This is a genomic window from Bradyrhizobium sp. (genome assembly GCF_049691595.1).
Taxonomy (GTDB): Bacteria; Pseudomonadota; Alphaproteobacteria; order Rhizobiales; family Xanthobacteraceae; genus Bradyrhizobium.
In genome coordinates, this window is the sequence record NZ_JBAVNZ010000277.1 from 1 (window position 1) to 24,842 (window position 24,842).

24 protein-coding genes are annotated in these 24,842 nt (G+C 63.1%); 18 read left to right on the plus strand and 6 right to left on the minus strand.

Annotated elements, in window-relative coordinates; genetic code table 11:
- Positions 1-89: 89 nt before the first annotated feature.
- The 18 genes from WCE35_RS12410 (at position 90) to WCE35_RS12495 (ending at position 18,216) form a co-directional block, all read left to right on the plus strand.
- Positions 90-866 carry a LamB/YcsF family protein gene (locus WCE35_RS12410; protein WP_424593638.1) on the plus strand — a complete coding sequence of 259 codons (777 nt, stop codon included), beginning with the start codon at positions 90-92 and terminating at the stop codon, positions 864-866.
- A 40-nt stretch (positions 867-906) separates the two neighbouring features.
- Positions 907-1,566, plus strand: a complete 660-nt coding sequence (gene npdG, locus WCE35_RS12415) for an NADPH-dependent F420 reductase (RefSeq protein ID WP_424593639.1) — start codon at positions 907-909, stop codon at positions 1,564-1,566.
- 9 nt (positions 1,567-1,575) lie between these two features.
- Entirely contained in the window at positions 1,576-2,343 is a 768-nt protein-coding gene (gene cofE, locus WCE35_RS12420; protein ID WP_424593640.1) for a coenzyme F420-0:L-glutamate ligase, read from the plus strand.
- The gene (gene cofD, locus WCE35_RS12425; protein ID WP_424593641.1) at positions 2,340-3,326 is read left to right on the plus strand and encodes a 2-phospho-L-lactate transferase; all 987 of its coding nucleotides are present in this window, start codon (positions 2,340-2,342) and stop codon (positions 3,324-3,326) included. Before cofE ends, cofD begins: the two co-directional genes overlap by 4 nt.
- Before the next feature lie 2 nt (positions 3,327-3,328).
- The gene (gene cofC, locus WCE35_RS12430; RefSeq protein ID WP_424593642.1) at positions 3,329-4,030 is read left to right on the plus strand and encodes a 2-phospho-L-lactate guanylyltransferase; all 702 of its coding nucleotides are present in this window, start codon (positions 3,329-3,331) and stop codon (positions 4,028-4,030) included.
- Complete coding sequence (gene cofH / locus WCE35_RS12435) at positions 4,027-6,456, plus strand: 5-amino-6-(D-ribitylamino)uracil--L-tyrosine 4-hydroxyphenyl transferase CofH (protein WP_424593643.1); 2,430 nt, start codon at positions 4,027-4,029, stop codon at positions 6,454-6,456. The genes cofC and cofH overlap by 4 nt, the downstream gene beginning before the upstream one ends.
- A gap of 73 nt (positions 6,457-6,529) precedes the next feature.
- The gene (locus tag WCE35_RS12440; RefSeq protein ID WP_424593644.1) at positions 6,530-8,047 is read left to right on the plus strand and encodes a pyridoxal-phosphate dependent enzyme; all 1,518 of its coding nucleotides are present in this window, start codon (positions 6,530-6,532) and stop codon (positions 8,045-8,047) included.
- A gap of 53 nt (positions 8,048-8,100) precedes the next feature.
- Positions 8,101-9,021 carry a CoA transferase subunit A gene (locus WCE35_RS12445; protein WP_424593661.1) on the plus strand — a complete coding sequence of 307 codons (921 nt, stop codon included), beginning with the start codon at positions 8,101-8,103 and terminating at the stop codon, positions 9,019-9,021.
- Positions 9,014-9,784, plus strand: coding sequence for a CoA-transferase subunit beta (locus WCE35_RS12450; RefSeq protein WP_424593645.1), 771 nt, complete (start codon positions 9,014-9,016; stop codon positions 9,782-9,784). Before WCE35_RS12445 ends, WCE35_RS12450 begins: the two co-directional genes overlap by 8 nt.
- A gap of 17 nt (positions 9,785-9,801) precedes the next feature.
- Entirely contained in the window at positions 9,802-10,758 is a 957-nt protein-coding gene (locus WCE35_RS12455; RefSeq protein ID WP_424593646.1) for an LLM class flavin-dependent oxidoreductase, read from the plus strand.
- A gap of 31 nt (positions 10,759-10,789) precedes the next feature.
- The gene (locus tag WCE35_RS12460) at positions 10,790-12,157 is read left to right on the plus strand and encodes an L-serine ammonia-lyase (RefSeq protein WP_424593647.1); all 1,368 of its coding nucleotides are present in this window, start codon (positions 10,790-10,792) and stop codon (positions 12,155-12,157) included.
- A gap of 153 nt (positions 12,158-12,310) precedes the next feature.
- A complete protein-coding gene (locus WCE35_RS12465) occupies positions 12,311-13,474 on the plus strand; it encodes an ABC transporter substrate-binding protein (RefSeq protein ID WP_424593648.1) in 1,164 nt (387 codons plus the stop codon).
- 107 nt (positions 13,475-13,581) lie between these two features.
- On the plus strand, positions 13,582-14,454 hold the full coding sequence (locus tag WCE35_RS12470; protein ID WP_424593649.1) for a branched-chain amino acid ABC transporter permease: 873 nt from the start codon (positions 13,582-13,584) through the stop codon (positions 14,452-14,454).
- Positions 14,451-15,488 carry a branched-chain amino acid ABC transporter permease gene (locus tag WCE35_RS12475; RefSeq protein ID WP_424593650.1) on the plus strand — a complete coding sequence of 346 codons (1,038 nt, stop codon included), beginning with the start codon at positions 14,451-14,453 and terminating at the stop codon, positions 15,486-15,488. Before WCE35_RS12470 ends, WCE35_RS12475 begins: the two co-directional genes overlap by 4 nt.
- Complete coding sequence (locus WCE35_RS12480; protein WP_424593651.1) at positions 15,488-16,291, plus strand: ABC transporter ATP-binding protein; 804 nt, start codon at positions 15,488-15,490, stop codon at positions 16,289-16,291. The genes WCE35_RS12475 and WCE35_RS12480 overlap by 1 nt, the downstream gene beginning before the upstream one ends.
- Entirely contained in the window at positions 16,278-16,982 is a 705-nt protein-coding gene (locus WCE35_RS12485; protein WP_424593652.1) for an ABC transporter ATP-binding protein, read from the plus strand. Before WCE35_RS12480 ends, WCE35_RS12485 begins: the two co-directional genes overlap by 14 nt.
- 200 nt (positions 16,983-17,182) lie before the next feature.
- Complete coding sequence (locus WCE35_RS12490; protein ID WP_424593653.1) at positions 17,183-17,410, plus strand: hypothetical protein; 228 nt, start codon at positions 17,183-17,185, stop codon at positions 17,408-17,410.
- 2 nt (positions 17,411-17,412) lie between these two features.
- The gene (locus WCE35_RS12495) at positions 17,413-18,216 is read left to right on the plus strand and encodes an N-acyl homoserine lactonase family protein (RefSeq protein ID WP_424593654.1); all 804 of its coding nucleotides are present in this window, start codon (positions 17,413-17,415) and stop codon (positions 18,214-18,216) included.
- A 52-nt stretch (positions 18,217-18,268) separates the two neighbouring features.
- Here the strand turns inward: WCE35_RS12495 and WCE35_RS12500 are convergent, their stop codons facing one another.
- The 6 genes from WCE35_RS12500 to WCE35_RS12525 all read right to left on the minus strand — a co-directional run.
- A complete protein-coding gene (locus tag WCE35_RS12500; protein ID WP_424593655.1) occupies positions 18,269-18,985 on the minus strand; it encodes a GntR family transcriptional regulator in 717 nt (238 codons plus the stop codon).
- Between the two features lie 142 nt (positions 18,986-19,127).
- A complete protein-coding gene (locus WCE35_RS12505; protein WP_424593656.1) occupies positions 19,128-19,901 on the minus strand; it encodes an SDR family oxidoreductase in 774 nt (257 codons plus the stop codon).
- Between the two features lie 173 nt (positions 19,902-20,074).
- Positions 20,075-21,295: an ABC transporter substrate-binding protein gene (locus WCE35_RS12510; RefSeq protein WP_424593657.1), complete on the minus strand. Its 1,221-nt coding sequence runs from the start codon at positions 21,293-21,295 to the stop codon at positions 20,075-20,077.
- Between the two features lie 36 nt (positions 21,296-21,331).
- A complete protein-coding gene (locus tag WCE35_RS12515; RefSeq protein ID WP_424593658.1) occupies positions 21,332-22,576 on the minus strand; it encodes an ABC transporter substrate-binding protein in 1,245 nt (414 codons plus the stop codon).
- Between the two features lie 39 nt (positions 22,577-22,615).
- Positions 22,616-23,323, minus strand: coding sequence for an ABC transporter ATP-binding protein (locus WCE35_RS12520; protein WP_424593659.1), 708 nt, complete (start codon positions 23,321-23,323; stop codon positions 22,616-22,618).
- The coding region (locus WCE35_RS12525) for an ATP-binding cassette domain-containing protein (RefSeq protein WP_424593660.1) at positions 23,310-24,842 on the minus strand (1,533 nt) is incomplete at its 5' end. The genes WCE35_RS12520 and WCE35_RS12525, both read right to left, overlap by 14 nt.

The window sequence follows — 24,842 nt, forward strand, 5'->3', positions numbered from 1 at the left end:
ATGAAAGATATTGTCATTCCAACAATAGTACCTTACCTTCGAGACCCTGCGCCCGACTTTCACCGCCACCGCCCGACCAGAGGTGAACAATGACGATCAAGATCAATCTGAACGCAGACATGGCTGAGGGGTTCGGCGCCTACAACATCGGCGACGATTCCGGCATTCTGAAAATCATCGGCTCTGCCAATATCGCCTGCGGTTTCCATGCCGGCGACCCGCGGACCATGCACAGGGTGATCAACGAGGCCAAGCAGAACGGCGTCACAATCGGCGTGCACCCCGGCTTTAACGATCTCTGGGGGTTCGGCCGCCGCCGCATCGACATGCGGCCGGACGATCTCGAATACATGGTCGCCTACCAGATCGGCGCGCTGCAGGCGATGGCCACTTATTCTGACGTCAAGGTGACGCACCTCAAGCCGCATGGCGCGCTGAACAACATGGCGGCCGAGAACAGCGAGTATGCACTCGCGATCGGCCGCGCCATCAAGACCGTCGATCCCAGCATCATCTATGTCGCGCTGGCCGGTTCGGAAATGGAAAAGGCCGGGCGCAAGCTCGGGCTTCCGGTCGCAATTGAAGGCTTTTGCGACCGCCAATATGACGACGACGGCAACCTCACGTCGCGCAAGATCTCCGGCTCGGTACTCAAGGATCCGGCTGCGGCGACCAGGCAGGTGATTGATATGGTCGTGAACAACACCATCACCTCCCGCAACGGCAAGAAGATCCCATGCAAGGTGCATTCGCTTTGCGTTCACGGCGACGAGCCGACCGGCGTGGCGGTGGCCCGAGCGGTGCGCGAGAGTCTTGAGAAGGCCGGCGTCAAGCTGGTGCCGCTGACCGAAATGTCGCTGGACTGATCGACGGTCGTGAACCTCGTATCCGAAGGAATGTCGGCCAATGAGCGCAAAGCCTATCATTGCAATCCTGGGCGGGACCGGCGACCTCGGATCCGGGCTGGCGAAGCGATGGATCGCGGCCGGCTATTCCGTGATCATCGGTTCGCGTTCGGCCGACAAGGCGCAGGCCTTTGCCAAGGAGCTGGGAAGGGGTGCGCGCGGCGATGACAATGTCGGCGCGGCGAGGTCCGCGGAAATCGTGGTGCTGGCGGTGCCGTTCGGCAGCCACGAAGCGATCCTGCTCGAAGTAAAGGAGGCCGTTCAGGGCAAGGTCCTGGTCGATGCCGCTGTGCCGCTGGTGCCACCGAAGGTCTCGGTGGTGCAACTGCCAGCGGAAGGCTCGGCGGCGCAGATCGCGCAGAACTTGCTCGGCGAGGGCGTTCGCGTGGTGTCGGCTTTTCACAATGTCGGAGCCACCAAGCTGCACGCGGGCGGTAAAGCCGACTGCGACGTGCTGGTGTTCGGCAACGAAAAGGCCTCGCGCGATATCGTGATCGGGTTGGCCAACGAGGTGGCATCCTGCGGAATCGACGGCGGGGTGCTTGCGAATTCGGCGGCGGCGGAAGCGCTGACCTCGGTCCTGATCGGGATCAACAGGCGATACAAAGTTCCGGGCGCCGGCATCCGCATCACAGGGCTGCCGACGCCCACCGCATCATGAACGCAGGCGATGGCGAACAGCATCACCTATTTCGCTGTGCCCGGGCTGCCGCTCATCAACCCGGGTGACGACCTTGCCGGGCTGATTATCGCTGCCCTCAAGGCCGGACGGCTGCAGCTGACAACCGACGACGTCGTCGTCGTCGCCCAGAAGATCGTCTCGAAAGCGGAAAACCGCTACGTCACGCTGAAGGATGTGCAGCCGTCGGAAAAGGCGCGCGTGCTCGCTGGCGAGATCGAAAAGGACCCGCGCTATGTCGAACTGGTGCTGTCCGAATCCGATGAGGTCGTGCGCCACCGCCGCAACATCCTGATCGTCGCCCACAGGCTTGGGTTCGTGATGGCCAATGCCGGGATCGATCAATCCAACATCGAGCACGCCGATGGCGAGGAGCGTGTGCTGCTGCTGCCGCGCGATTGCGACGGATCGGCGGCGGCGTTGAAAGCCCGGTTCGATAGCGCGTTCGGCGCGCAGGTGGGAGTTATCATCAACGACAGTTTCGGGCGTCCCTGGCGCAATGGCGTCGTCGGCGTCGCGCTGGGTGTCGCGGGCTTGCCGTCGTTGCTCGACATGATCGGCGCGCCAGACCTGTTCGGCCGGCCGATGCAGGTCACCGAAATCGCGGTGGCCGACGAGATCGCGGCCGCCGCGTCGCTGGTGATGGGGCAGGCGGCGGAAGGGCTGCCCGTGGTGATGGTGCGCGGACTGAAGTTCGACGCGGCGGCGCGCCCGGCATCCGCATTGGTGCGTCCCCGCGAGCGGGACATGTTCCGATGAGCGCGCCGCGCCCAGCGTCGCTTCGCGGCCGGCCGGTGGTGGCGCTATGCGGCGGGGTAGGGGGTGCCAAACTGGCGCTGGGGCTTGATCGCCTGATCGGCGAGGATCTGACGGTGATCGTCAATACCGGCGATGATTTCGAACATCTCGGCCTTCACGTCTCGCCGGATATCGACACCGTCCTCTACACGCTCGCTGGCCTCAGCGACCCCGAACGGGGCTGGGGTCGCGCGGGTGAAAGCTGGAATTTCATGGACGCACTCGCCGCGCTGGGGGGCGAGACCTGGTTTCGGCTCGGCGACCGCGATCTTGCCATGCATGCCGAACGTACCCGGGCATTGCATGGCGGAACATCACTGACGGACTTCACCACCGCGATGGCGCGAAGGCTCGGAATTGCGGCACGCATCGTGCCGATGTCGGACGACCGCGTCGAGACCATGGTGGTGACGGAAGCGGAAACGCTCCCGTTCCAGCGCTATTTCGTCGGGCTGCAATGTGAGCCGGTGCTGAAACGCCTCGAATTCAGGAACGCGGAACGGGCCGCGGCCTCCCACCAGGCGCTGGCGGCGCTGCGTCATCCGGATCTCGCCGCCGTCATCATCTGCCCCTCGAATCCCTATCTGAGCGTCGATCCGATTCTCGCCGTTTCGGACCTGCGCCACGCGCTCGATGACGTGACCGCGCCGATCATCGCTGTTTCGCCCCTGATCGGCGGCCAGGCGGTCAAGGGGCCGACGGCGAAAATCATGGCCGAACTCGGCGTGCCCGCTGACTCCGTCAGTATTGCCCGGCATTATCGCTTCCTGAACGGATTGATCATCGACGAGACGGATCGGGCGGAAGTGGACAGGATCGACCTGCCGGTGCAGACCGCATCGATTTGGATGCGAAGCTTGGAGGATCGCGACCGGCTGGCTGCCGATTGCCTCGATTTCGCGGCGCGCCTCGTGCCTGGCGCCGAGACCGGGATGGGAAGGTGACGTTGAGTTGCGCTGGCAATCCCGCAAAAGTCCGGGCCATCGTTCCGGTCAAGCGGCTGGACTGCGCCAAGCAGCGGCTGTCGCCGGTGCTGTCGCGCAACGAGCGTGCCGAACTGGCGCGGATCATGCTGCACGACGTTCTGACTTGCCTGTGCGCGACGCCGGGGCTGGCCGGCATTATCGTGGTGACCAGCGATCCCGCGGTCGCCGGTCTCGCAAGGCTGTTCGATGCGCGTGTGGTCGGCGACACCATGGAAACGGGCGTCAATGCCGCCGTCCGGCAGGGCCTCAAGGGCCTCGACTTGCAGTCCGCTGCGCTGATCGTGCCGTCAGATGTGCCGTTTGCGACGGCGGCCGACCTGCAGGCGGTCCTGGGCGAACTTGGCCAATACCCGATGGTGCTGGCGCCGGCCCTGTCCGACGGTGGAACCAATGCGCTCGCCTTGCGCCGTCGGGGTTTGATCGAACCGAGTTTCGGCGACAACAGCTTTGCCCGCCATCGGGCGCTGGCGCGCGACGGCGGCGTCGCCTGCGGCATTGTCCGGGTCCATGGTCTCGGGCATGACATCGATTGCCCGAGCGATCTGCTGCCCTGGAGCGGGCCGAGGAAGGCCTCGCTGACCGCTGCGCTGCTCGCTGAATTTAACGTAGCGGAGCGTCTCGGCATCACCGCGCTGCCCGTCAAGGAGGCATATGTAAAATGAGCATCGGTAGTTTGGTGCGGAATTTTCCGCTAAACCACCGTCTTACCCGCGACGAGGCCGCCGAACTCATTCACTTCGGCAACATCGAGACGCTGCTCGATGCCGCCGCAAAGCGCCGCGACGCCGCGCACGGACGGCGGGTATCTTTTTCGCGCAAGGTGTTCATCCCGCTCACCCAGCTTTGCCGCGACGTCTGCCATTACTGCACCTTCGCCCACGCGCCGCGCGCCGGCGAAAGTCCCTATCTGCCGATCGACAAGGTGGTTGCCATCGCGCAGGCGGGCAATAAGGCCGGCTGCAAGGAGGCGCTGTTTACGCTCGGCGACAAGCCGGAGCTACGCTATCGCGCCGCGCGGGAACAACTGGACCGGCTCGGACATCCGACCACGTTGTCCTATGTCGCGGCAGCGGCGAGCGCGGTGTTTCGCGAGACCGGATTGCTGGCGCACATCAACCCCGGGCTGATGACGGGCGAGGACATCGACGCCTTGCGCAAGGTTTCGGTCTCGCTAGGGATCATGCTGGAGAGCGCCTCGGGGCGGCTCGGTAAAAAGGGCGGCCCCCATTTTGGCTCGCCCGACAAGATCCCCGCCGCCCGCCTCGAGACCATGCGGCTGGCCGGGGAGCGAAGCGTGCCGTTCACGTCGGGGATCCTGATCGGGATCGGCGAAACCCCGCAGGAGCGCATCGACTCGCTGTTCGCGCTGCGCGATCTCCATGAGGCCTACGGCCACATCCAGGAAATCATCATCCAGAATTTCCGTCCCAAGCCCGGCACGCGAATGGAAAATGTCGCGCCGCCCGATGTCGATGACCATCTCTGGACGATCGCCGTGGCTCGTCTCATTTTCGAACCGTCGATGAACATTCAGGCCCCGCCCAATCTGAGCCCCGGCGCGCTGGGCCGGATGGTCGCCGCCGGCATCAACGACTGGGGTGGGGTTTCGCCGGTCACGCCGGATCACGTCAATCCCGAAGCGCCCTGGCCGCATCTGCGGGTCCTGGAGGCGGCCACCAAAGCCGCCGGCATGGAGCTCACCGAGCGCCTGGCGATCTATCCGGCCTTTGCCCGCGATGCCGGCCGGTGGCTCGATCGCGGCGTGCGCAAGGCGGTGCTGGACCGTATCGATGCGGAAGGCATGGCCCGCGTCGACGACTGGTGTCCGGGGCACGCCGGCGGATTGCCGTCGCGCGAACTCGACTGGCTTGAGAAGGCGGGCTCGCCAGCGCCCTCGAAAAGTCTCGGTCGTATGCTCGCGCGGGCGCAGCGGGGTGATGCGCTCGACGAGCCGGAGATCGTCGATCTGTTTCGGGCCCGGGGCGACGATTTTGCGGCTGTTTGCCGCGCCGCCGACGAGCTGCGTCGCGAGACCAACGGCGACGTCGTCAGCTATGTCGTAACCCGCAACATCAACTACACCAACATCTGCTCGTTCAAGTGCCAGTTCTGCGCCTTCTCCAAGGGCAGAATGAGCGAGAATTTGCGCGGGCGGCCCTACGATCTCGAGCTGCAGGAGGTCGCCGAACGCGTGACGCAGGCGTGGCAGCGCGGCGCGTCGGAAGTCTGCATGCAGGGCGGTATTCACCCGTCCTATACCGGACAAAAATACCTCGATATCTGCCGGACGGTGAAGGATGCCGTGCCGCAGATCCACATGCATGCCTTTTCGCCGCTGGAGATCTTCCATGGCGCACAGACGCTGGACATGCCCGTCATCGAGTTCCTGCGCGAGTTGAAGGCCGCGGGCCTCGGCACGCTGCCCGGCACCGCGGCCGAAATTCTCGATGACGAGGTGCGCGAGGTGCTGTGCGCCGACAAGATCCGCACCCGGCAATGGCTCGACGTGATGCGCGCCGCGCACGCTGCCGGCTTCCGCTCCACGGCGACCATCATGTTCGGCCACATCGAGGGCTACCAGCACTGGGCGCGCCACCTGCAGCGGATTCGCGCCCTGCAGTCGGAAACCGGCGGCTTCACGGAATTCGTGCCGCTTCCCTTCGTTCACATGGAAGCGCCGGTCTACCTCAAGGGGCGGGCACGGCCGGGGCCGACGTTCCGTGAAGCGATCCTGATGCACGCGGTCGCGCGTCTCGTGCTCAATCCGCTGATTCCGAACATCCAGGCTTCCTGGGTCAAGCTCGGCGCCGAAGGCGTTCGCCGCTGCCTGTCGGCCGGCGTCAACGATCTCGGCGGCACGCTGATGGATGAGAGCATCTCGCGCTCCGCCGGCGCATCGCACGGCCAGGAGATGACACCTCAGGAGATGGAGACAATCATCTTCTCGGCTGGCCGCATCCCGCGGCAGCGCACGACGATCTACGGCGACGCGGCGGATGCCATGCGGCGGCGTTCGTTCGAGTCGGCCGCGGCGCGGATGGCGGTCTCCGGGCGTGCCGAGGGGGTGACGCTGGCGGCCGGCCCGTAAGGCCCGCCTCGACATCCTATTTTACTAATGTTAGTATGATTAAAATCTTGCGGATTGCCGGAGAAGGTTGAACATGTCGCTGGTCATCAACCCGAAAATCGTCGACGGCAAGCGGCGTGCGCGCGCCGTCGCACGCGCTCGGGAACTCGGCGTGATGCTGCCGACCTTTTCGCAGCTGGCCGATCCGACGAAGATTCCCGCTGCGGTGACCAGGCAGCTCGTGGGTGTGGCGCCGGATGAGCCGCGCTTCGAGAATCTCTGGCGGGTGAACTGGTACAACGCCGCAGATGGCAGGAGCAGGGCCGATGTACCGGGCTACATTGTGATCCCCGAATCGATCAGCGGCGTCAAGGCACCGATCGTCGTGCTGCTCGGGAGCCGCTTCCCGATGATCGGGGCACACAAGGTGCTGCCGGCCTATGCGGTGCTCGTGGCGCAGCTTGCGACGGGTCGCTTCGATCCCGCCAGTCAAAAGGCGATCTGGCCTTCCACCGGAAATTACTGTCGCGGCGGTGTATCGATTTCCCGCATTCTCGGCTGCCGCGGCGTTGCCGTGCTGCCAGCGGGCATGAGCCGGGAGCGGTTCGAGTGGCTGGAGAAATGGGTGGCTGATCCGGAGGACATTGTCCGGACGCCGGGCACCGAGAGCAACGTCAAGGAAATTTACGACAAGTGCGCCGAGCTGGAGCGCGACCCGCAGAATGTCATCCTCAATCAGTTTTCGGCGTTCTCCAACTACCTCATTCATTACGCCTGCACCGGTGCGGCAGCCGAACACGCCTTCAATGATTTCAAGCGCGACGGCCAGCGTCGCCTCGCGGCCTTCGTGTCGGCGACCGGCTCGGCCGGCACCATTGCGGCGGGCGACTATCTGAAGAAGCGACATGGCGCGCGGATAGTCGCCGTGGAGGCGCTCGAATGTCCGACCATGCTGAACAACGGTTATGGCGAACACAACATCCAGGGCATCGGCGACAAGCACATTCCACTGATCCACAACGTGATGAACACCGATGTCGTGATCGGAGTATCCGATCGTGTCACCAATCAGCTCAATCTCCTGTTCGGTTCGGACGTGGGACGGAAGTATCTTCAGGGGCGCCGCAAGCTGGACGCCGGCCTGGTGGCGTCCTTCGCCGATGTGGGCATTTCCGGCTTCGCCAATATCGTCGCCGCAATCAAGCTCGCCAAACAGTTTCATTATGGGCCGGACGACGTCATCGTCACGGTCGCGACCGACAGCGGATCGCTCTACGACAGCGAGCGCGACGAGTATCGGGCCAGGCATTTCGGCGGATCGTTCGACGAGGTCAATGCCGGCGAGGTGTTCGGTTCCTGCCTGACCTCGGTCGCGGCCGACAACGTCATGGAGCTCACGGATCAACTGCGGCGGCAGATTTTCAACCTCGGCTACTACACCTGGGTCGAACAGCAGGGCGTCAGTGTCGAGGATTTCGAGCGTCGCCGGTCGCAGTCGTTCTGGGACGGCATCGCTGCGAGCCTGCCGGAATGGGACGCGCTGATCGAGGAATTCAACGCCGAGGCCTCGGGATCGAACGAGGCGGGCACTTCAAGCAAGGCGAGAGCATGAGCGTGGTCCGAAATCGGGACGTGGTCCAGCCATACGAGACATTGCGCCAGAATATGGCGCAGCGCGACCGCAGCCTTCGCGAGAAGGTGGTGACTCTGGAGGAGGCGGCCTCTTTCGTCAATGACGGCGCCTCCGTCGGCATCGGTGGCTCGACCATGTCGCGGACGCCGATGGCCCTGATCTGGCAATTGATTCGGGCGCGCAAGAAGGAGCTGAGCTGTTCGCGCTGCATCATCTCGACCGACGGCGACCTGCTGCTGGGATCGGGCGCCTCCAACCACATCATATCGAGCTGGTTTGCCCAGGGTATCCTCTGGGGCCTTTCCAGGGTGATGCGTCACCATATCGAGGGTGGTCACGCCCGCTACGACGAGTGGAGCCACATGGGCGTCGGCATGCGCTTTCGCGCCGGTGCCATGGGCGTACCTTTCATGCCGATGCGTTCGATGCTCGGATCCGACGTCGGCAAGCGGCGCCCGGAGGCCAAGGAATTCGACTGCCCGTTCACCGGCGAGAGACTGCTGTTGGTCCCCGCGCTCAACCCGGACGTGGCGCTAATCCATGTCCAGCGCTGCGACGCCTATGGCAACGCCCAGATCGACGGCCTGCAATTCATGGACATCGATCTCGCGATGGCCGCCAACCGCGTGATCCTGACCACCGAGCGTATCGTTTCCAACGACCAGATCCGGCGTGCGCCGGACCAGACCAAGATCCCGTTCTTCTGCGTCGACGCCGTAGTCGAGGTGCCGTTCGGCGCGGCGCCGCACGAATGCTACGGCGTCTACGAGCCGATGATGAATCATCTCGATGCCTACGTTAAGCAGGTGAACGGCGATCCGGTCGGCGGAATGAAGAAATACCTCGATGATCACGTCTACGGACCCAACGGCTGGAACGATTTCCTCTCGATGATCGGTGTCGACGAAATCGTCGCGGCGAGCCGCAGGGGCAGGAGCATTTTCGATGACTGATGCGTCACGACACACGGCTTCGGAAATGCTGGCGATCCTCAGCGCGCGCCAGCTCAGGGAAGGCCAGGTGGTGTTCGCCGGCATCGGCGTTCCCCTGCTGGCGGCGACGCTGGCCCAGCGGCTGCGCTGTCCCGGCCTGACCATCCTGTTCGAGGGCGGCGTGATCGGCGCCTTCGTCGAACCGGGCAAGCTGCCGCCGTCGACCAACGACCAGCGATGCACGAAGCGCGCCAACATGGTGCTGGGCAGCGCGGACGTGCTGTTGCTGCTCCAGCGCGGTTATGTCGACATCGGCTTCATGGGCGGCGCCCAGATCGACAAGTTCGGAAATCTGAACTCCTCGTTCATCGGCGATCCGGAATCGCCGAAGACCAGGTTGCCCGGAACCGGCGGAGGCAACGACATTTCCAGCCTCACCAACATGATCGTCGCGATGAAACACGAGAAACGCCGCTTCGTCGACAAGGTCGATTTCATCACCAGCCCCGGCTACATCCGTGGCGGCACGACCCGCGCCGAAAGCGGGCTGCCTGAAGGCGGGATGTTCCGGGTGATCACGGAGCTGGCGGTGTTTTCATTCGACGAGACCTCGCGGCGGATGAAGGTTCTCGCTCTCAACCCCGGCATCACGCGGGAGCAGGTTCAGGACAACACCGGCTTCGATTTGATCTTCGAGGATCAGCTCAACGTCACCGCACCGCCGACCGAGCACGAACTGTCGACGCTGCGGATGCTCGATCCCGACCGTCTCTTCATCGCTTGAGAAAACGAGGAAGCAATATGACCATGCTGTCGAATACCTACGGTATCGCCGCGCGCAACTTCACGGCCTTTCCCGAAATGCCGGACGCCAGGGCGCTGGTCGATTATGGCATGCGTGTCGAAGAACTGGGCTACGACTCGCTCTGGGTCTGGGATCACATTCTGCTGGGCGTCGAGCCGCATTTTCCGATTCTGGATTCGCTGACGACGCTGACGGCGATCGCGGCGCGGACCAGCAAGATCAAGCTCGGCACCGGCATTCTGGTGCTGCCGCTGCGCAATCCGGTCGCCCTCGCCAAGCAGCTGTCCAGCATGGACCATTTTTCCGGCGGACGGCTGATCATGGGAATGGCCTCCGGCTGGTACAAGCGCGAATTCGACGCCATGGGCATTCCGTTCAACAAGCGCGGCAAGCTGATGGACGAGAATCTCGAGATCCTCAACCGTCTCTGGACCGAGAAGATGGTCGACGGCAAGTACATGGCGCACGATATCTCCGCCGCCGTGATGTACCCCAAGCCGTTGCAGCAGCCGCGGATGCCGATCCTGATCGGAGGATATGTCGACAAGGTTCTGCAGCGCGCTGCCACCGCCGGCGACGGCTGGCTGACCTATTTCTATTCGCCTGAAAGTTTCGCGAAATCCTGGGCCAAGCTTCGTGCCTTCGCCAGGGAAGGCGGCAAGGATCCGGAAGCGCTGCTGAATGCATCGCAGTTGCCGATCATGATCGGGCCGTCCAGGGCGGCGGTGCGCGACGAAATGATGGACTGGCTGAACAAGGAGTGGGATTTCCCCGAGCACAGCGACTGCTCGCGCGAGAGCGCGATCATGGGCTCGGTCGACGAATGCGTCGAGCAGTTGAAGGCCCATGTCGCGGTCGGTGTGCAGAAGATCATCTTCGTCCCGTACAAGTACCGGATGGATCAGGTCGAAATCATCGCCCGCGAGATCATCCCGCGGATGAAGGCGAAATAGCGATCGCAGCGAACATGGCCGGTCAACCGTCATGATCAGCGTTTTCGACCTGTTCAAGATCGGGATCGGACCTTCGTCCTCGCATACCATGGGGCCCATGAAGGCGGCGGCGGCGTTCATGTCGGCGCTTGACGAGGACGCGCGTCGACAACTCGGCAGGTTGCAAGTCACCCTGCTCGGATCCCTGGCCTGGACCGGAAAGGGCCATCACACCGACAAGGCGGTCATGCTCGGGCTCGCGGGACTGGCTCCGGAATCGATTGATCCTGACGATGCCGACCGTCGCGTCGCGCGGATCGCGGCGACCAGGCAGTTGGTGCTGCCGGACGGGACGACAATCGGTTTCGATCCGGCGCAGGACATCGATTTCAATTTCGAGGAGCCGGCCTCGGTGCATCCGAACACGATCCGCTTCTCAGCCCAGGACAGCAACGGGCGCGAACTGAAGCGCGAGACCTGGTACTCGCTGGGCGGCGGCTTCATCCGACGCGAAGGAGAGGCGGGAGCGACTGCCAAATCGGAGGCCGCGATACCGTTCGACTACGCCGATGCCGCCGAGCTGATCGCGATGGGCGACTGCTCCGGTCTCTCGGTTGCCGAGATGGTGCGGGCGAACGAGGCGGTGTTCGCGGACGAGGCATCGATCGACGCTCGCCTGGACCGTCTCACCACCGTGATGTTCGACTGCATCGACCGCGGAATGCGGACCGATGGCGAGCTGCCCGGCGGCCTGAAGGTCAAGCGTCGCGCGCGCGCGTTGTATGCCCGACTGCAGGCGTCGGAGATCCGCAATATCCGCAATTCGGTCCCGGCGATGGACTATGCGAGCCTTTATGCCATCGCCGTGAACGAGGAGAATGCGGCGGGCGGGCGGGTGGTGACCGCGCCGACAAACGGGGCCGCCGGCGTGATCCCCGCGGTACTTCGCTATTTCGCCGACCACTGCCAGGACGCATCGACGGACGGCATCAGGACTTTTCTCCTGACCAGCGGCGCCATCGGCGGGCTTTGCAAACGGAATGCGTCGATCTCCGGCGCCGAAGTGGGATGCCAGGGCGAGGTAGGTGTGGCATGTTCGATGGCCGCGGCCGGCCTCTCGGCCGCGCTCGGCGGCAGCAACCGGCAGATCGAGAATGCTGCGGAGATCGGCATGGAGCACCACCTCGGGATGACCTGCGATCCGGTCGGCGGTCTGGTGCAGATTCCCTGCATCGAGCGCAACGCATTCGGCGCGATCAAGGCGATCAACGCGGCGTCGCTGGCGCTCAGCGGCGATGGGTCGCATCACGTGACGCTCGACCAGGTAATTCGGACGATGCGCGATACGGGAGCGGACATGCAGGCCAAATACAAGGAGACATCGAGGGGAGGACTCGCGGTCAACGTGCCGGACTGTTGAGAAGACTTGACGCCGCACGACCATTGCACATCATACTAACATACTAATAATAAGACGATTGTAGCCGCGGACGGAAAGGAAACTGGCTCAACCCGGCACAAGGCTTGCTTGAAAAGAACAGCGAATTCCGCATTCACACGGAGGAAACAGACGATGGCGAACCACACGAAATTTTTCACGACAATGGCGGCCGCCGCGCTGCTGGCGGCGGGTCTCGCCGGACAGACCGTCGCCCAGACCATCAAGATTGGCGTCAATGAGCCGCTGACCGGCCCGTTCGCCGCTTCCGGAACCTATGTTGTCAACGGCGCGAAGATCGCGGCGGATGAAATCAACGCCAAGGGCGGCGTGCTCGGCAAGAAGATCGAGCTGGTGATCGAGGACAACAAGAGCAATCCCACCGAGGCTGCTGCGGTCGCAGAGAAGCTGATCACCGCCGACAAGGTTCCGGTGATGATGGGCGCCTGGGGCTCCAGCCTGACGCTCGCGGTGATGCCGAAGCTGATCGAGTACAAGGTGCCGATGGTAGTGGAGACCTCCTCGTCGGGCAAGATCACCACCAGCGGCAATCCCTATATTTTCCGCATCTCGCCCCCATCGGCGGTGGAGGCCGCGGCCTTCAGGAACATTCTCCCCAAGATGTCGGTCAAGAAGGCCGATTTCCTGGTCATCAACAATGACTGGGGCCGCGGCTCGGCCGAGGATTTCGGCAAGACCCTCAGGGCCGACAATGTTCAGGTCGGGCTGGTCGAGACCATGGACCAGTCTGCTCAGGACATGAGCGCGCAACTGTCCAAGATCAAGGCTACGGATTCCGATACGATCATGGTGACCACGGCGGTCGAGCAGCTCACCTTGCTGCTGAAGCAGGCCACCGCGCTCGGGATCAAGAAGCAGATCATCACCACCGGCGGCTCGCAAAATCCGGATCAGCTGATCGATCAGGCCGGCGTCGCCGCCAATGGCACCTATCACCTGACCACCTTCGCGCCCTGGTATCCGGACGATACGCCCAATCCCGCCGCCACCAAATATTTCCTCGGCGAATGGAAGAAGCGCGGCTTCAACTTCGCCGGCGCCACCGAGAGCTTCCGCGGCTATGACGGCATCCGCACCATCGCCGTCGCGATCGAGAAAGCAGGCAAGGCTGAACCCGAGGCGATCACCAACGCGCTCTGGCAGACCGAATTGATGGGCCTCAACGGCAAGATCAAGTTCGAGAAGCAGGGCCCGGCCGGCAAGGAAAGCGGCCAGAGCATGCCCAACGTCTACCTGATCAAGGTCGACAACGCGAAGGTCGTGCTGCCCAAGCTGTGAGGGTCTGCGACGGGCATCGCTCCTGACAGGCGTGATGCCCGTGACCTCTCGTTGCGACGTTCCGGCCATCCCTGGCGGGCGCCGAAGGCTGACCCGGATAAGTTTCGATGACAGAATTTTTGCAGCACATGATCAATATGCTGATCCTCGGCAGCACCTATGCGCTGCTTGGGATCGGCCTGACCCTGATCTTCGGCATCATGCGGATCGTGAATTTCGCCCACGGCGAACTCTACGCATTCGGTGCCTATTTCGTCTACTTCATCGCCGTTCTGCTTGGCTTCAATTTTTTCCTGTCGCTGCTGATCGCGATCCTGGCCGGGTGCGTGCTCGGCGGGCTGATCGAGGTCGTGCTGCTGCGCCCGATGCGCGGGGCGGACATCGATACCACCATGCTGATCATGATCGGCGCGATGATCGTGATGCAGAACGCCGAGCAATATGTCTGGGGAGGTGTCGCAAAGTCGGTCGCCACGCCGTTTCCGGAAACGCCGCTGGTGATCGGACCGTTCTCGGTGTCCTGGCTGCGGCTGTTCGTGTTCTTTGCGGCGCTGGCGCTGATCGCAGTGGCCTATTTCCTCATCAACCGCACCAAGCTTGGCAAGGCGATGCGGGCTACCTTCCAGGATCGCGATACCGCGGCACTGATGGGCGTCAACATTCAGGCGATCTACATGGCGACATTCGCCATCGGCTCCAGTCTCGCCGCGGCGGCTGGCGCACTGCTCGGGCCGGTCTATGTAGTGTCGCCGCAGATGGGCAACATCGCGTCGCTCAAGGCGTTCGCAATCGTTATCCTCGGCGGCCTCGGCAGCATCGGGGGCGCGACGATCGGCGGATTCATTCTCGCCTTCGCGGAGGAAATCGGTGCGGGCTATATTTCCTCCGGCTACCGCGACGCCATGGGCTTTCTGATCATCATCGCGGTACTGCTGTTCAAGCCGACCGGTCTGTTTGCGCGATCGGAGCGGATCGGATGAAGCGGCTTCTGCCCTGGATCGCATTGCTCGCAGCCGCATCGGTGCCGATGTGGCTGCGGGATCCCTACCTTCTGAATGCCTTCGTCACCACGGGCATCTTCATCATTGCGGCCATGAGTCTGAACCTGCTGCTGGGCTACACTGGCCAGCTCAGCCTCGGCCACGTCGCCTTCTTCGGTATCGGCGCCTACACCAGCGCGCTGGTGTCGCTCGGGTTTGATGTCGAACTGATCGGCGGCTATCGCGTGGTGCACGAGCCATGGCCGGTGTGGCTCGGCTTCGTCATGGCCGTTCTGGGGTCCGGCCTCTGCGGCTATATCGTCGGCAAACTCTCGTTCCGGGTTCGCGGCGCCTATTTCGTCATCGTCACCGTCAGCTTCGCCGAGGTCGTGCGGCTTGTGGCGCTGAACTGGGTGGAATTGACGCAGGGCCCGCTGGCACTGACCTCGATCCCGCCGATGAAGCTCGGTCTGCCCGGCCTCGGCTATTTCGAGTTCTACGGCAAGCAGGCGAATTTCTATCTGGTTCTCGGCGTAGTGGCGACTTCCTATGTGATCATCGGTCGACTGGTGAATTCGCGGATTGGCCGCGCCATGGTGGCGCTCAAGGAAAATGAATCGCTGGCGGTTTCCGTCGGCATCGACGTCACGCGCTATCTCGTGCTTGCCGCCGTGGTCTCCGCCGGCATCGCCGGCGCGGCGGGCAGTCTGTACGCACATTATCTGAAGATCATCGATCCCGACGTGTTCCTGTTTCTCTATACGGTCACGATGGTGATCATGGTGATCACCGGCGGCAAGGGCACGCTGGCGGGTCCGATCGTCGGGGGCCTGATCTTCGGGTTCATCCCGGTGGTGGCGCGGTCGTTCGCTGCCCCGGAGATTCAATGGATCCTGTACGGGCTGTTCATGATCCTGATCGTGTTCGTGCTGCCGCGGGGCATCGTACCCGCGATCGAGAAATGGTTCGGCGTAGGAGGTGAACCCGATGCTCCCGCCGCAGCCGACGAGGCCAAGATGCAGGATGTGCGATGATGCAGGCCCGTTCCCCGCAAGCGGCCCCCGCGCTGTCGATCGAACACATCGCGGTTCATTTTGGCGGCCTGGTCGCACTCTCGGACATGAATTTCGTCGTGAACGAGGGCGAGGTAGTCAGCCTGATCGGGCCCAACGGCGCCGGCAAGACCACGGCGTTCAACGTCATCACGGGCTTTCTGAAGCCCACCAGGGGCGAGGTTCGCTACCGCGGATCGTCGCTGAGCAATCTGAAGCCGCACCAGGTCACGTCGCTGGGGCTGGCGCGAACCTTTCAGCGCACCAGTGTGTTCCAGAGCGTCAGCGTGTTCGAGAACGTCATGATCGGGCTGCACCGCCGCGGCCGCTCGCGATTGCTGGACACGCTGCTGGCGCTGCCGCGCGAGCGCGAGTCCGAAAGCGAGCTGAAGGCGAGGGCCGCCGAAATTCTGGCGCTGGTCGGGATCGAACGCCGCGCGCGCGAACTCGCGGGGGCGCTCGCCTATGGCGAACAGCGGCTGCTCGGCGTGGCGCTGGCGCTGGCTGCCGACCCCGCGATGCTGCTGCTCGATGAACCGGTGTCGGGAATGAATGCGACGGAAACAGCACGGTTCATGCACCTGCTGGACCGGTTGCGTGGCCTGGGCATCACCATTCTGTTGGTCGAGCACGACATGCCGATGGTGATGGGCGTGTCGGACCGGATCGTGGTGCTGAACTACGGCCGGATCATCGCCGAGGGGCCGCCCGCTGCCATTCAAGGCAATCCGGAGGTCATCAGCGCCTATCTCGGGCAGGGGGCCAGGAAACGTGCTAGAGATTAGCGATCTCGTTTGCCGCTACGGCAAGGTCGACGCCATCAAGGGCATTTCGCTGTCGATCAAGCAGGGGCAGCTGGTGGCGCTCATCGGCGCCAACGGCGCCGGCAAGAGCACGACGCTGCGCTCGATTTCCGGCATCTTGCCATCGGCGTCCGGCCGCATGACGTTCGAAGGCGAGGACATCACCCGCTGCTCGGCGCGCGACATTCTGGCGCGCGGCATCGCCCATTGCCCGGAAGGGCGGCGAGTATTCCCTGACATGACGGTCGAGGAGAACCTCGATATGGGCGCCTATCTGCGGCGCGACAGCGCCGAAGTCGCCAGCGACCGCGACCGCGTGCTCACGCAGTTTCCGCGGCTGGCGGAGCGTCGCCGCCAGGTGGCGGGAACGCTTTCCGGCGGCGAGCAGCAGATGCTGGCGATCGGCCGCGCCATCATGTCCAAGCCCAAGCTGATGATGTTCGACGAGCCGTCGCTCGGACTGGCGCCGAATATCGTCGAACAGGTCTTCGAGATCATCGACGGCATCCGCGAGTCCGGCACGACTGTGCTGATGGTGGAGCAGAACGCCTATGCCGCGCTCGACATGTGCGACTATGCCTATCTGATGGAAGCGGGATCAATCGTGCTGTCCGGCCGCGGCAGCGAATTGATCGACGACAGGCACATCAGAGCGGCCTATCTCGGCGGCTAGCACCTGTTCAATCCTGAAGATGCGGCGCCTGGCGATTACCTCGTCCGGCGGATCGACGCTGTGAGCTGCTGCCGGTTTGATGGACGGCCAATATAATTCTTCACTCCAGATGGCCGCCATCAGCGAATGTCCGTCTCGGTGGTTGCGCCTCCCCGCAACCAGTCATCAAGCTGTTGAAAAAACGAAGTTTTATAGGATTCTTGCTGTTCGGATTTTCGCCCGAAATTTCTTTCGTGGAAGCGGCAGGAGGGGTCGTGTCCGATGACGTGGTATGGCTTCCGGGAGGCCACCACGGCCGCCGGCCAGGCTACGTGGCGGCGATGAAGCGCGATGCCGCTGAAGTCAGACACGGTGTAATCGCATTGAGGCTATCATTCAGCGGCCTCATCTCGATTCGCCGGGCAGCGTTCCTCGACTTCACGGTGTGACCATGACCAGTTCGCTTCCGGTGTATGAACTCTTTGCCCTCCGCTATGCGACGCGGGAGGCCAACCGCAGCGAGCATTTCATCGGAGGTGACCCACACGACGGTCCGATGCCGATGGACTATTTTCTGTGGGTCGCAGTATCTGCGGAACGCACCTTCGTGATCGATGCAGGGTTCACGGCAGAGACGGCGGCGAAACGCAAGCGAACGCTGCTGCGTTGCCCCATCGATGCCTTGCGACTTCTCGGCATCGATGCGGAGCGGGTCAAAGACGTGATCCTCACGCATTTGCATTACGATCACGTCGGAAATTTCCATCGCTTTCCGGCGGCACGGTTCCATCTGCAGGAGCCGGAGATGCATTTCGCCACCGGCCGCTACATGCGCTACCCGCGTCTGGCGCACTCGTTCGAACCGGAGGATGTGGTGGGCATGGTGCGCCTCAACTTCGCCGGCCGCGTCAATCTCTACAACGGTTCCGCGGAGCTCGCGCCGGGCATCACCCTGCATCCCACAGGCGGACACTCCCGGGGGCTGCAGTTCGTGCGGGTGCATACAAGGCGTGGCTGGGTCGTGGTCGCCTCCGATGTCACGCATTTCTACGAGAATATGGAGAGCGGCCGGCCTTTCACCACCGCGTTCCATGTCGGCGAGATGCTCGAGGCCTTCGACATGCTTGTCGCCGGCGCGCCCACCCGCAAGCACATCGTTCCCGGTCACGATCCGCTGGTGATGACGCGCTATCCGGCACCAACCCCGGAGTTGCAAGGTATTGTCGTCCGGCTTGACGTCGAGCCGAACGCCTGACGCGAGGTTGGCATTCATCGCGCAAAAGAAGGGGAGTCAGAGCAGGGACCAGCTATTGATCCGCGGTTGCTTTTTCCTTTGCTGCGGATGATCGTTCGATCATGCTGAGTGCGGCCACCGCCGCCGCCGTCACATGATCGACGCAGCACCGTTCGGCGAGGTCGGGATCGCCATTCTGGATCGCGCGCCAGATCGCGGTGATCTCGCGCAGACTCCTGTTGATCCGTTTTGGCTGAGACATCGAGGTAATTCGCAATAGCGTAATTCGGTCGTGAAGCGGCCGAAGCATTCGCTCTATGAAGGTATTCTGACAACCGCCGATCAGCGCCGCATAGAACTCGGTTTTGGCTTCAAGCGCCGCCATCAAGTCGGTTTCGGCGAACGCAGCCTTCAACCTGGCGAGAGCATCTCCGATCCTGCGCACGACGGCGGGATCGCGCAGACGTGCACATTCACGTCCGGCAAATCCTTCGAGAACGGCACGTGCCGCGTAGAGCTGTTTTGCTTCTTCAAGACTGATGGTGCTGACAACGGGACCGCGATGGGGGACCGTGCTGACGAGACCGTCGGCTTCCAGCAGCCGAAGTGCCTCGCGAATCGACGGCCGGCTGACGCCGGTCTTCTCGCAAAGCTCGCGTTCGATCAGGCGTTGGCCCGGCTTCAAGGTCCCGGCCATGATCGCTTCGCGCAGCTTTTGCGCGACCATTGAGCGGACAGTTGGAACGTCCTCAATCCGCAGCGTGGACTGCAATTCAGCGTGTTTGTCCATTGTCTATCGCCTTCGTTCCGTCATTCGCAACGGCCCGGGGCAGGATTGCTGCCACGGTCGCCGCCGCACTGCTTCAGTCGCGATTTACGGGCAGAATCATCATCTCGGCAATCTGAACATGGCGCGGCTCGATCGTTTGCGCTCAAGCGGCGGACCAGCCTCCATCGATCGGCAGGGCAGCGCCCGTGATGTCCTGTGCGGCGGGGCTCGACAGGAAGACCACCATCGCTCCAACGCCTTCCATGGCGACGAATCTGCCGGTCGGCTGGCGTGACGCCAGATAATCGCGCGTCGACGCGTCAATCGAACGGCCTTCGGTCGCAGCCATCGATGCAATCCTTGCTTGAATGGCCGGTGTCGGCAGCGTGCCCGGGCTGAGCGCGTTGCAGGTGATTCCGCTGTTTGCCGTCTCGATCGCAACTGCGCGGGTCATGCCAAGGATGGCGGTCTTGGTCGTGACGTAGTCGATGCGATCTGCGACGGCCCGGGTCGAATAGATCGAGGCCATGTTGATGATGCGGCCCCAGCCGCGCGTCTTCATGGCCGGCAGCGCCAGGCGGATCAGATGAAACGGCGCCGAAAGATTGACGGCCAGCGCTTCATCCCATCGTTCCGGTGCAAACTGCTCGATCGGAGCAAAATGCCGGACCACCGCGTTGTTCACCAGAACATCGATCGCGTCGAGGCGGCCGAGCAGGTCGGCCATCATGGTCTCAATGGACAGGCGCTGCGACAGATCAGCGGCAGCGCTTATCACCTCCACGTCAAAGCGGGACCGAAGACGATCCCGCGTCAGCGCCGGCTCGACCAGATCGTGCACGACGATATTGGCACCCGCGCCGGCAAGGCTTTCTGCAACGGCCAGTCCGAGACCGGCTGTCGCTCCGGTCACGAGCGCCCATTTGCCCTTCAGCATTGGATCGGGCTCCCGGGCTATTTCTTCTGATCCAGCCCGGCGAAGATTTCCCGGGCGTTTCGGAAAGCGTCCACGCCGGCCGGCACGATGCTATTGCGGATCTTGAGGCCTCGGTCGTATGTCGCCTTGTCCATGGATGAGTTCCAGTTGTCCTTGCGGTCGCGGGGACGGCGTCAGTTCTTGGGCCAGAACGGCTGGGACAGCGCCAGCTGCGGAGGGAATACCGTGACCGGCACGCCGGATTGCCACTGCACGATCGTCATGCCGGCGCCGACCCGGCGGCCCTTTTCGTCGAACTTGATCTCGCCAAGCGGATAATATTTCGAGGGACCAGCGTCGATCGAGCGCAGGGCGTCGGCAACCGCAACCCGGTCGGCCTTGCCGGCCTTCTCGAGCGCGTCCTTGATCACCCACATGTCGCCGTAGGTGGAAATCGCGTTCTGCGTCATCCAGGGCTCCTTGTAACGGGTCTTCAGCTCGGCGATCAGCGCCTCGTGACCCCTGGCGCCCCAGCTTGCGACGCAGGTGAGCACGCCCTGCAGCAATTCCGGGCTGACGGTCTGCAGCATGTCGGGTTCAGCGATCGCGATTCCGAACGAGATCGTCGGGATCTTGCCTTGGCCGAGGCCGAATTCGTTCATCTTCTCGAGCAACAGCTTGGCATCGGAAATCACGGTCGGCAGGAAGAACAGAAGGTCTGGCTTCGCCGACCGGACTTTTTGAACCAGCGAGGTGGCGTCCGCGAGCGGCGGGGTGAAGGTTTCATCGGCGATCAGTTGCAGCCCGTTTTCGGCAAGCAGGCCGTCTCGCATCGCCTTTGCCGAGGAAACCGATGCAGCGGTGTTGTCGGTGATGATCGCGACAGTCTTGGGCTTTCTGCCCGAAGCCGTTTCCGCCAGCTTCACGATCTGCGGCAAGGCCTGCCTAGCCTGGGATCCCGCCGTCGCGGAAGTCTGGAATACATATTTGAAGCCGCGATCGGTGATCAGATCGGAGTAGGAGAGGGTGAGAACCGGCAGACTGGCCCGCTCCGTGACCTCGGTGACCGCGAGCGTGAACGAGCTCAGATATGAACCGCTCGCCGCCACCAGATCGGGCTCTTGTGCGACCATGCGCTGCGCCGCATTTTTTGCCTTCTCCGTCGTATCCCCGGAATCGAGCACGACCAGCTTGAGCTTGGCGCCCCCGAGCGACTTGATGCCGCCCTGCGCATTGATATGATCTACCGCCATCTCGGCGCCCTCCCGCATCACGGCTCCTGGGCGCGCATAGAGGCCGGAGATTGGCACCAGCAACCCGACCTTTACCTCGGAGGGCTGTTGGGCCCATGCCCGAAACGGCAGCAATCCGATCGAGACTCCGGCGAGCAGTGCACGCCGCGTGATCTTGTTCATGACGATGGCTCCTCGAGGTTGGCAGACAGGTTCGATTCAGGTTTTTTTCGGCCAGAACGGCGCTGCCAGCGCAAGGTCTGGCGGAAATACGGTCACAGGCACTCCGGACTGCCACTGCACGATCACGACGCCGGCGCCGACACGGCGGCCCTTTTCGTCGAACTTGAGCTGGCCGCCGGGGTAATGTTTCGAAGGGCCGCCATCCATCGTGCGGAACGCCTCCGCCACGGCGCGACGGTCGGCCTTGCCGGCCTTCTCCAGCGCCGCCTTCATCAGCCACATATCGCCATAGGTCGAGATGACGTTCTGCGTCATCCAGGGTTCCTTGTATTTCGCCTTCAGCTCGTTGATCAGATCCTCTTGGCCCTTCGAGCCCCAATTGGCGACGATCGTCATGATGCCCTGAACGACGTCGGGACTGACGCTTTGCAGCATGTCGGGTTCTGCGATCGTAATGCTGAAGGAGACCGTCGGAATTTTGCCCTGACCGAGCCCGAATTCGTTGATCTTTTCCAGGCCGAGTTTGGCGTCCGATATGGCGTTCGGCATGAACAGCAGAAGATCGGGACGGGCTGAGCGAACCTTCTGGATCAGCGGGGTGGCGTCGGACAGCGGCGGCGTCCAGACTTCCTCCACCACCAACTGCAGGCCTTCCTGCGCAAAAATCCTTTCCTTGAGTGCCTTGGCGGTCGCAACCGATGTTGCCGTATTGTCCATCAGCATTGCCACTGTCTTGGGACGTTTGCCGGATGCGGCTTCGGCAAGCTTCATCAATTCGGGCAGGCCGAGTTCCGACTGCCGGCTCGCGGGTGCTGCGGTCTGGAAGATGAATTTGAAGCCGCGCTCGGTCAACAAATCCGAATAGGACAGCGTCAGCATCGGCAATTCGGCGCGCTCGGTCACCTCGGTCACGGCCAGGGTGAAGGAGCTGAGATACGAGCCGGTCGCCGCGACGAGGTCGGTCTCTTGCGCCACCATGCGCTGCGCCGCGTTCTTGGCCTTTTCCGTGGTGTCCCCGCAGTCGATCACGACGAGCTTCAGCCTGGCGCCACCGAGCGACTTGATGCCGCCTTGCGCGTTGATGTGCTCGATGCCGATCTCCGCGCCCATGCGCATCACCTGACCCGGACGGGTATAGATGCCGGAAAGCGGCACGATCAGGCCGACCTTGACCTCGGCCGGTTGCTGCGCCCGCGCCACCGTCGATAGTCCGATGGCGGCTGCGCCAGAGAGCACGGTTCGCCGTGTCACCGATGTCTTCGCTATCCTGCCCTGCTTCATTTTTTGTCCTCCCGATTGGTTCATTGGTTGATGATTTTGTTACATGCCGAGATAGGCCTTGCGCACACGGTCGTCCGCCCGCAACGTCTGATTGTTGCCTTCGAGCACGACGCGGCCTGCCTCGAGAACGTAGCCGAGATCGGCGGACTCCAGGGCTTCCGCCACGCGCTGCTCGACCAGCAGGATCGTCAGGTTCGATTGCCGCCGGATTTCGATCAGCCGTTCGAAGATGAAATCAGCAACCGCCGGCGCCAGGCCCATCGAGGGTTCATCCAGCATCAGAAGTTTGGGCGAGGACGCCAGCCCGCGGCCGATGGCCAGCATCTGTTGTTGTCCGCCGGACAATGTTCCCGCGAACTGACCGCGGCGCTCGGCAAGCACGGGCAGCCATTCGAAGATGCGCTCGATATTGCCCTTCCAGTCGCGTCGGCCGGCCTCCGTCATCGCGCCCATTTCCAGATTTTCCATCACCGTGAGTGAGGGAAAAACCTGGCGTCCTTCCGGGATGTGGGCGATGCCGAGATGCGCGCGTCGCGCCGGCCGGACGGACAAGAGGTCGATATCCTCGAATGTGATCGCTCCGGCGCTTGGACGCACGATCCCGGAAATTGTCTTGAAGAGGGTGGTCTTGCCGGCGCCGTTCGGCCCGACGATGGCAACGAATTGACCCTGTTCGACCTTGATCGAGACGCCGTTCAGGACGGGGATTGCCGAATAGCCGGCGGTCAGCCCTTCAATGCGGAGCATGGGCCATCCATTTCTTGCCGAGGTAAGCCTCGATCACCCGGCTATCCCGGGTGACAGCTTCCGGTTCTCCTTCGACAATCACGGCGCCATGATCGAGCACGAGGAAACTGTCGACCAGGCGGACCATGGCCTGCATCGTATGTTCGATGATGGCGATCGTCATGCCGTCGCGGGCGAGCCGCTGAATCACCGCGACGACCTCGTTGGCCTCGTCATGCCCGAGGCCCGCCAGCGTCTCGTCGAGCAACAGGATGCGCGGCTGCCCGGCCAGCGCGCGGGCGAGCTCCATCAGCCGCAATTCCTTGGTCGTGAGTTCGCGGGCGATACGCTCGGAGATATCCGACAGGCCGACGCGGGCGATCGCTTCGGCTGCCAGTTGTCTGGCCTTGGCGTCGGTCCCGGCGCGGACATAGGCGCCCACCACGACATTGTCCGAGATCGACATGCGCGGGAACGGGCGCATGATCTGGAAGGTTCGGCCGATGCCTGCCTCACAGAGTTCGTGCGGCTTGCGGCCCGACATCTCGCGGCCATCAATGAGAATTTCGCCGTTGTCGGGCCGCATGAATCCGTTCAGCAGGTTGAATACCGTGGTCTTGCCGGCCCCGTTGGGACCAATAATTCCAAGGATCTCGTTTCGCCGCAGCTTGAAACTGACGTCCTGGACGGCTTTCAAGCCACCGAACGAGCGCGACAGCTCGCGCACCTCAAGGACGACATCGCCTGACCCCCGGGATTGCTTCGAACGCGACGGCGTTGGCGCGGCGGGGATGGTGGCGGCGAGCTGAAGAGCTGGCGCGCTCGGCGTCGCCGCATCTCGCGGCGGCGGCCGCTTGCGCAGGAAATCGCGAAACTTCCAGAACAAACCCTCCGGGGCGACAAGGATGACGCATATGATCGCCAGGCCAAAAATTACCCCCTGAATGCCGGGAAAGCGCGAGCCCGCTTCGGCGTTGAGCGTTTCGGCAAGCGGGATCAGGATCACCGATCCGATCACCGGCCCCCAGACCGTTCCAACGCCGCCGAACATGGCGACCGTCAGCGCCTGTGCGGACACCAGCATGCCGAAGACCGACTGCGGCGTCACCACCAGCAGAACGACGGCGTAGAATCCGCCGATCGCTCCGGCGATCGCTCCACTCATGGTGATGGCGCGCAGTTTCCAGGCCAGTGTGTTGATTCCCGCGGCTTCCGCGGCAGCCTCATTTTGCTTGATCGCAAGCAGGGCCATGCCGAATCGCGATTTTTCGACGATCCTCGTGAGCAGGATCGTTCCAATCATCATCGCCAGCGCCAGCAGCGTATAGAGACGCGGATCGGAAAATTGCATGTAGGCGATGGGATTGTCGCGCTTGATCGGCAGGGTGACTTCCTGGAAGCCCAGCCATTCGAACACGTAGAGGATGGCCAACGGGTAGGCGAGCATCGCCAGCGCGAAGTAGTGTCCCTGCAGGCGGAAGGTCGGGAAACCCACCAGCAATCCCGCGAGCCCGCCCAGCATCGCCGCAATCGGGATGAG

Excerpts from the sequence above, each read along its gene's own strand:
- WCE35_RS12410 (WP_424593638.1), top strand. The coding sequence starts at position 90 with ATGACGATCAAGATCAATCTGAACGCAGACATGGCTGAGGGGTTCGGC.
- npdG (WP_424593639.1), top strand. The coding sequence starts at position 907 with ATGAGCGCAAAGCCTATCATTGCAATCCTGGGCGGGACCGGCGACCTC.
- cofE (WP_424593640.1), top strand. The coding sequence starts at position 1,576 with ATGGCGAACAGCATCACCTATTTCGCTGTGCCCGGGCTGCCGCTCATC.
- cofD (WP_424593641.1), top strand. The coding sequence starts at position 2,340 with ATGAGCGCGCCGCGCCCAGCGTCGCTTCGCGGCCGGCCGGTGGTGGCG.
- cofH (WP_424593643.1), top strand. The coding sequence starts at position 4,027 with ATGAGCATCGGTAGTTTGGTGCGGAATTTTCCGCTAAACCACCGTCTT.
- WCE35_RS12440 (WP_424593644.1), top strand. The coding sequence starts at position 6,530 with ATGTCGCTGGTCATCAACCCGAAAATCGTCGACGGCAAGCGGCGTGCG.
- WCE35_RS12445 (WP_424593661.1), top strand. The coding sequence starts at position 8,101 with ATGGCGCAGCGCGACCGCAGCCTTCGCGAGAAGGTGGTGACTCTGGAG.
- WCE35_RS12450 (WP_424593645.1), top strand. The coding sequence starts at position 9,014 with ATGACTGATGCGTCACGACACACGGCTTCGGAAATGCTGGCGATCCTC.
- WCE35_RS12455 (WP_424593646.1), top strand. The coding sequence starts at position 9,802 with ATGACCATGCTGTCGAATACCTACGGTATCGCCGCGCGCAACTTCACG.
- WCE35_RS12460 (WP_424593647.1), top strand. The coding sequence starts at position 10,790 with ATGATCAGCGTTTTCGACCTGTTCAAGATCGGGATCGGACCTTCGTCC.
- WCE35_RS12465 (WP_424593648.1), top strand. The coding sequence starts at position 12,311 with ATGGCGAACCACACGAAATTTTTCACGACAATGGCGGCCGCCGCGCTG.
- WCE35_RS12470 (WP_424593649.1), top strand. The coding sequence starts at position 13,582 with ATGACAGAATTTTTGCAGCACATGATCAATATGCTGATCCTCGGCAGC.
- WCE35_RS12475 (WP_424593650.1), top strand. The coding sequence starts at position 14,451 with ATGAAGCGGCTTCTGCCCTGGATCGCATTGCTCGCAGCCGCATCGGTG.
- WCE35_RS12480 (WP_424593651.1), top strand. The coding sequence starts at position 15,488 with ATGCAGGCCCGTTCCCCGCAAGCGGCCCCCGCGCTGTCGATCGAACAC.
- WCE35_RS12495 (WP_424593654.1), top strand. The coding sequence starts at position 17,413 with ATGACCAGTTCGCTTCCGGTGTATGAACTCTTTGCCCTCCGCTATGCG.
- WCE35_RS12500 (WP_424593655.1), bottom strand. The coding sequence starts at position 18,985 with ATGGACAAACACGCTGAATTGCAGTCCACGCTGCGGATTGAGGACGTT.
- WCE35_RS12505 (WP_424593656.1), bottom strand. The coding sequence starts at position 19,901 with ATGCTGAAGGGCAAATGGGCGCTCGTGACCGGAGCGACAGCCGGTCTC.
- WCE35_RS12510 (WP_424593657.1), bottom strand. The coding sequence starts at position 21,295 with ATGAACAAGATCACGCGGCGTGCACTGCTCGCCGGAGTCTCGATCGGA.
- WCE35_RS12515 (WP_424593658.1), bottom strand. The coding sequence starts at position 22,576 with ATGAAGCAGGGCAGGATAGCGAAGACATCGGTGACACGGCGAACCGTG.
- WCE35_RS12520 (WP_424593659.1), bottom strand. The coding sequence starts at position 23,323 with ATGCTCCGCATTGAAGGGCTGACCGCCGGCTATTCGGCAATCCCCGTC.